The 5,342-nt window shown below is 61.9% G+C and carries 6 protein-coding genes; 4 read left to right on the forward strand and 2 right to left on the reverse strand.

From position 1 onward, the window contains the following. Window positions 1-38: 38 nt before the first annotated feature. From IAE77_RS00490 to IAE77_RS00505, 4 genes are read left to right on the forward strand one after another with little or no spacing between them, the layout of a single operon-like run. On the forward strand, window positions 39-977 hold the full coding sequence (locus IAE77_RS00490) for a type II secretion system protein GspK (protein ID WP_294219692.1): 939 nt from the start codon (window positions 39-41) through the stop codon (window positions 975-977). After that, complete coding sequence (locus IAE77_RS00495) at window positions 961-2,187, forward strand: hypothetical protein (protein ID WP_294219693.1); 1,227 nt, start codon at window positions 961-963, stop codon at window positions 2,185-2,187. The genes IAE77_RS00490 and IAE77_RS00495 overlap by 17 nt, the downstream gene beginning before the upstream one ends. Beyond that, window positions 2,174-2,758 (forward strand): hypothetical protein, encoded by a 585-nt coding sequence (locus IAE77_RS00500; RefSeq protein WP_294219694.1) that lies wholly within the window; start codon window positions 2,174-2,176, stop codon window positions 2,756-2,758. The genes IAE77_RS00495 and IAE77_RS00500 overlap by 14 nt, the downstream gene beginning before the upstream one ends. A 3-nt stretch (window positions 2,759-2,761) precedes the next feature. After that, window positions 2,762-3,379 carry a hypothetical protein gene (locus IAE77_RS00505; protein WP_294219695.1) on the forward strand — a complete coding sequence of 206 codons (618 nt, stop codon included), beginning with the start codon at window positions 2,762-2,764 and terminating at the stop codon, window positions 3,377-3,379. A 69-nt stretch (window positions 3,380-3,448) separates the two neighbouring features. Here the strand turns inward: IAE77_RS00505 and IAE77_RS00510 are convergent, their stop codons facing one another. Both IAE77_RS00510 and IAE77_RS00515 read right to left on the reverse strand, forming a co-directional pair. Continuing rightward, on the reverse strand, window positions 3,449-3,742 hold the full coding sequence (locus IAE77_RS00510; protein WP_294219696.1) for an EF-hand domain-containing protein: 294 nt from the start codon (window positions 3,740-3,742) through the stop codon (window positions 3,449-3,451). A gap of 151 nt (window positions 3,743-3,893) precedes the next feature. After that, the coding region (locus IAE77_RS00515; protein WP_294219697.1) for a PhoH family protein at window positions 3,894-5,342 on the reverse strand (1,449 nt) is incomplete at its 5' end.

Below are 5,342 nucleotides of genomic sequence, written 5' to 3' on the forward strand. Positions count from 1 at the left end.
GTAAAACAAAACTGAGCACTGAAAACTGAGCACTTTTTATGCGTCACCTGCGTCACAGATCATTATCCAAAAACGGCTCCGCCCTCATCGCGGTGTTCTGGATGATCTTCGCGCTGGGCATGGTCCTCTTCGCGGCGACGAAGGCGCTGCATGGCGACACCGAATACACCCGCATGATGCGCGGGCGCATTTACGCGAAGCGCTACGCGGAAACCGGCCTCGAACTGGCTCGTCATCCGGCCATTCAGCAGGACGATCCGCTGCTGCACTTCGCGGGCGACATCGGCGGCGGCTTTGATGTCACGCTAAAGACCGAGGAAGCGCGTCTCAACATCAACTTCCTCCTCCAGAGCGGCGACAAGATCCTGCTGCGCCGACTTTTCACCCGCTGGGGCTTCAAGCCGGACTTCGCCACCGCGCTCGGCGATGCCTTGAAGGACTGGGTGGATGCCGATGACAACGCCAGCCTCAATGGCGCGGAGAAACGCGAGTATCAAAAAGCAGGCTTCGACGGCATGCCCTTCAACCGTCCCTTCAAAGAGGTCGAGGAGATGCTCCACGTGCGCGGCATGGAGATCGTGAATGCCGAGTGCCCCGACTGGCGGGAGTGGTTCACGGTGTATGGCGATGGCCGCATCGACATCAATGACACCAGCGCCGAGATCATCTCCCTGCTCGGCGATGTGCCCATGGAGCGCGTGCAGCCCATCCTGACCTTCCGCAATGGCCGCGATGGTGCCCACCGCACCCGCGATGACATGCGCCTCTCTAGCGTGCCGCAGGTGGCGCAGATGCTCGGCGTCTTCAATCGCCAGACCGTGGCGCAGCTCTCCCAGTGGATCCAATTTACCGGCCCCATCCGTCGCATCGAAAGCGTCGGCTACCTCGGGCCCCTGAAACGCAAACTCATCCTCATCACGCAGGGCGGACAGGCCGTCTGGCGTGGCGAAATCCCGATTCATGGCCAGGACTCGTAAAACCACCTCCGAGCTGCTGCTCCCCGGAGCCTCCGTCTGGCAAAGCTGGACCGGCGCCGATGGCGAGCTGTGCCAGCAAACAGGCGAATTCACCGCCGAAGGCAGCCGCTTTGGCAAAGAAGCCACGCGCCGCGTGCTGGCCCTGCCTTCCACGCACTTCTGGGTGCTGCCCGCCTGGCTCAAAGGCGAGACCGAGCACCTCCGCAGCATGGCGCTGCTCCATCTGGAACGCATGGGCGTGAAAACAAACGAGGACGAGGCCAGCGTGCAGGTGCGCAGCATCACCGGCAAGGAAGGTGCCAACCTCGCCCGCATCCTCGCGCTCAAAGATCAGCCCGTGCCGCTGAGTGACACGACCTACCTTCCTGATGAGGTCACGCATCATGCGCTGTGCTATCCGATGGTGCAAAACAGCATCACGCTCTTCCGCGAGCTGGGCCGCCTCGTCGTCGCCATCACCGCCGGATCGCAGCTCATCTACTGCGCCCCGCTTTCCTCGCCGCGTCTCGATGATCATGCGCTCGCCGAGCTGAACAACATCTGCCTCCAGCTCGGCTTTCAGGGTGTGCTCGGCCGTCTCGAAAGCATCGTGCTGTGGATCGACGAAGGCGATCTCGGAAAAATCCAGCGCGTCACCGGCCTCGCGCCCTTCCGCTGTGACATGCCCGCGCCCACGATGCCGCCGCGCGGCTCCAGCCTGCTCATGCCGGAGGAGCTCGTGCTCGAGCGTCAGCGCCAGGGCACACGCTCACGCACCCGCTTCCTCGCGATGAGCTTCGGCGCAGCCGCAGCCGCAGCCATCGCGCTCGTCGCCACGCTCACCGCCTTCGCTTTGAAGGAGCGGAACATGCTGCGTGAAAAAGTGGCCGAGCTCATGCCGCGTGCCTCACGCGTCATGGATCACAAGCGTGCGTGGATGGAGGCCGCTCCCGCTGTCGATCCCACCACCTGGCCTCAGCGGATGCTTTTGCATTGCATGGAGCCTGAATCGTCCAAGGAAGCCCTGCTCACGCATTGGGAATGGACGCCTGACATGCTCAGCCTCATGGGCCGCATGCCCAGCGCCTCCCTCGCGCTCGAATACACCCAGGCGCTGAAGGACAGCGAAGCACTCGCCCACTTCGGTCTCGATGGTCCGCCGCCGCTCATCGCCGGTGATCAAAGCGCCACCTTTGAAATGAAAGGAGGAGTCGCCCATGAAGAAGAGTGAAAAAGTCCTCCTCGGCATCTTCGCCGCCATCTTCATCGGCGTCGCCCTCATCGGCGGCGGCGCGTTTGCCTTCCGCACCTACTTCGAGGTCCAGGATGAGGTCGAGCTGCTGCGGGATCGCCTCGGCTCGATGAACCTCGCCGTCTCTCAAGGCACCGAGTGGGCGGAAAAGAACACCTGGCTCGAAGAAAACGCCCCCGGCTTCACCAGCAACAAGGACGCCAGCGCCAAGCTGCTCGAAACCGTCACCGCCGCCGCACAAAAGCACGATCTCACCATCGGCGGCACGGAGCTCCTCGAACGCACCCGCGCCATCGGCACCGACGGCCTGCCCGTCGAGGAGGAAGAGGAGAGCCACTTCGAGAAAGCCAGCATCAAGACCACCCTCACCGGCGTCAGCGAGCAGGCCTTCTACACCTGGCTGCACACGCTGCAGCAGCCGAAGAGCTTCATCGGCATCACCCGCCTCCAGATCAACCCCGCCGGTTCCAACAAGACCATCAACGCCGAGGTCGAGTTCACCCAGTTCTACCACGAGAAAGCCGCGCCCAAGGTCACCAAAGCGAACTAATCCATGAAAGTGCCCAGTTCTCAGTTCCCCGTTCTCAGTTTGGCGGTGTTTGCCGCAGTGGGTGCATTCGCTCAAGACAGCACCACGCCCGGCGAGTTCCCGAAAGTCGAGGCCTTTGCCGCCTTGTGGGAGCGCAGCCTGTTCACCACCAAGGACCTGCCTGCGCCGGAAGACACTGGAGGGCCGAATTTTGCCGACAATCTGAGCCTCTCGGGGGTTTATGAGATCGATGGGGCTGTGGCAGCCGTGCTGGTGGACAGAACGACGTCGCAAGTGACGGAGGTTCGGATTGGTTCTGAAAACGAACTGGGCATCAAGATCCGTCAGGTCACTCCAGGGGCGACGGTGGACAAGACACGCATCCAATTGCAGAAGGGCGACAAAACCGGCTGGGTCAGCTTCGCCGACCCGATGGCGGCGCAACCGACCGAGGTGATTCAACGTGCGGTGATTCCGACTCAGGCCGGGGGCGCGCAGCCTGCTTCTTCGACGGCTCCCCAGCGCAGATCGGTGAATGCGATGCCTCCAGTCAATCCCATCCTGCCACCGCCGTCCGTGCCGATCCCGACCGCGCAGCCGACACCACGCGCGGTGAATGATGTTCCGCTGCCGCCACCGTGAGCGGGCGCAAAAAAGCCGCACTCGCTCGAGGCGGGTGCGGCTGGTATTTCTTCAAGAGAGAAGGGTAAATCAGGCGGCCTTCTTCTTCTTGGGGGTCATTTCTTCCTTGGAGAGGGAGCCGTCGCTGTTCTTGTCCATCTTGCCGAAGCGCTCGGCAGCCTTGGCTTCATCCTTCTTGGCACCCGGGGAAGCCATGAATTCTTCCTTGGAGATGGAGCCGTTGCCGTCCTTGTCGAGCTTCTTGAACATTTCTTCCGGATTCGGGGCCTTCTTCTTGCCTGCTTCCGGCTTCTTGTCGCCTTCGGCGGCGTTGAGAGTGGCGGCGAGGGCGAGGATGGACAGGATCGAGGTGATCGATTTCATGATTTGTCGTTTTTGGTTTGGTTTGGACTGGAGCGCGGGTTTTTTGGTGTCCCAAGCCTGCGCAGGCGGGGTTAAACGAGGGAACACTGGTTCCGTTTCAAAAAAACTTGGGCGATTTTTGCCGCTGTGGAATTTCCACAACGAATGCATGTCACAGCAATCTCGCCGCAGCTTCCGCCAGAGCGCTGCGCTCTCCCTTCACCAGCGGAACGTGCGCTGAGAAGGTCTGCCCCCGCATGCGCTGGCGGGTGTACACGAGCCCGTTGCTGCGTGAATCGACATACGGATTGTCGATCTGTGCCGGATCGCCGACGAGGACCAGTTTGGAACCGCGTGACATGCGTGTGACGATGGTTTTGGCTTCCAACGGAGTGAGCTGTTGGGCCTCATCGAGCACAAAGAAGCGATCTGGAATGCTGCGGCCGCGGATGTAGCACAGCGCCTCCACTTCGATGACGCCCTGCTGGATGAGATGGTCGTAGGGAGCAGCGGGAGCCTGCACCTGCTGCGGATCGGGCATGAAGCGGTTCTTTTTGCGTGCTGGTCCCTGCTGATCGGCCTCAATCGGACGCATGAGCAGGTCGAGAGCATCATAGACCGGCTGGAGCCAGGGACGCATCTTCTCCTGAAGCGATCCGGGCAGGAAACCGACGGTCTGGCCCATGGCGACGATCGGACGGCTGACGGTGAGACCATGGTAGGTGCGGCCAAAGACCTGCTGCAGGCCGGCTGCGACAGCGAGGAGCGTTTTTCCGGTGCCCGCCTGGCCGTAGCAGGTGACGAGACTGATATCGGGATCGAGCAAGGCGTCGAGCAGACAGGCCTGGCCGAGGTTCATCGGCTTGATGGCCCGCCCCTGGCCCACCTTGATCGATTCCGGCGTATGCAGCAGCCGCACCAGTTCGCCCTGGGCGTTGAGTTTGGCCGGCATGGTGGCCTTTTCGCCCGCAGAAAGCAGCGCGTAGTCATTCACCACCATCGGTGCGGTGCGGCTTTCCGGCAGCGTGAGACGCCCGCTGCTGGCGAAGCGCTGGAGCTCGTGCTGCGACACCTGAAGGCGGGCGATGTCAAAGTTTGCCACTTCGCGCGGCTCCACTTTGTCGTGCAGGTAATCTTCGCACTCGATGCCCACGGCGCGGGCCTTGAGCTGCATGTTGAGGTCCTTGCTGACGAGAATGACGGGCGGTGAAAGCTGCTCGCTCAACCACAGCGTGCAGGCCAGAATGCGATGATCTGCTTTTTCGAGGTCGTGGAAGATGCGCTCGAAGCCTTGGATGCTGGGATACTTTCGTGCGTCCTCGGGATCGTACACCGCCAGCCGGATGGTGCCGCCTCCCTCGGTTGGGACACCCTCGGTCACGGAGGCGCCTTTGTTGGCAAAAATCTTCATCAACGCGCGATGTACCTCGCGGGCGTTCGATCCGCGCTCCGTCATCTCGTTTTTAAAGCGGTCCAGTTCGCTCAGCACATCCACCGGCACGCAAATGTGATGCTCGGCGAAGCGATGGATGCAGGCCGGATCGTGCAACAGGACGTTGGTGTCGAGAACGAAGGTCTTCGTGCCGACAACAGGACTGGAACGGCGGCGGCGGGCGGTGGA

It is taken from the genome of Prosthecobacter sp. (assembly GCF_014879935.1).
GTDB lineage: Bacteria > Verrucomicrobiota > Verrucomicrobiia > Verrucomicrobiales > Verrucomicrobiaceae > Prosthecobacter.

What these genes read in the sequence shown, in the direction of transcription:
- IAE77_RS00490 (WP_294219692.1), top strand. Translation starts at nt 39, where the DNA reads ATGCGTCACCTGCGTCACAGATCATTATCCAAAAACGGCTCCGCCCTC.
- IAE77_RS00500 (WP_294219694.1), top strand. Translation starts at nt 2,174, where the DNA reads ATGAAGAAGAGTGAAAAAGTCCTCCTCGGCATCTTCGCCGCCATCTTC.
- IAE77_RS00505 (WP_294219695.1), top strand. Translation starts at nt 2,762, where the DNA reads ATGAAAGTGCCCAGTTCTCAGTTCCCCGTTCTCAGTTTGGCGGTGTTT.
- IAE77_RS00510 (WP_294219696.1), bottom strand. Translation starts at nt 3,742, where the DNA reads ATGAAATCGATCACCTCGATCCTGTCCATCCTCGCCCTCGCCGCCACT.
- IAE77_RS00495 (WP_294219693.1), top strand. Translation starts at nt 961, where the DNA reads ATGGCCAGGACTCGTAAAACCACCTCCGAGCTGCTGCTCCCCGGAGCC.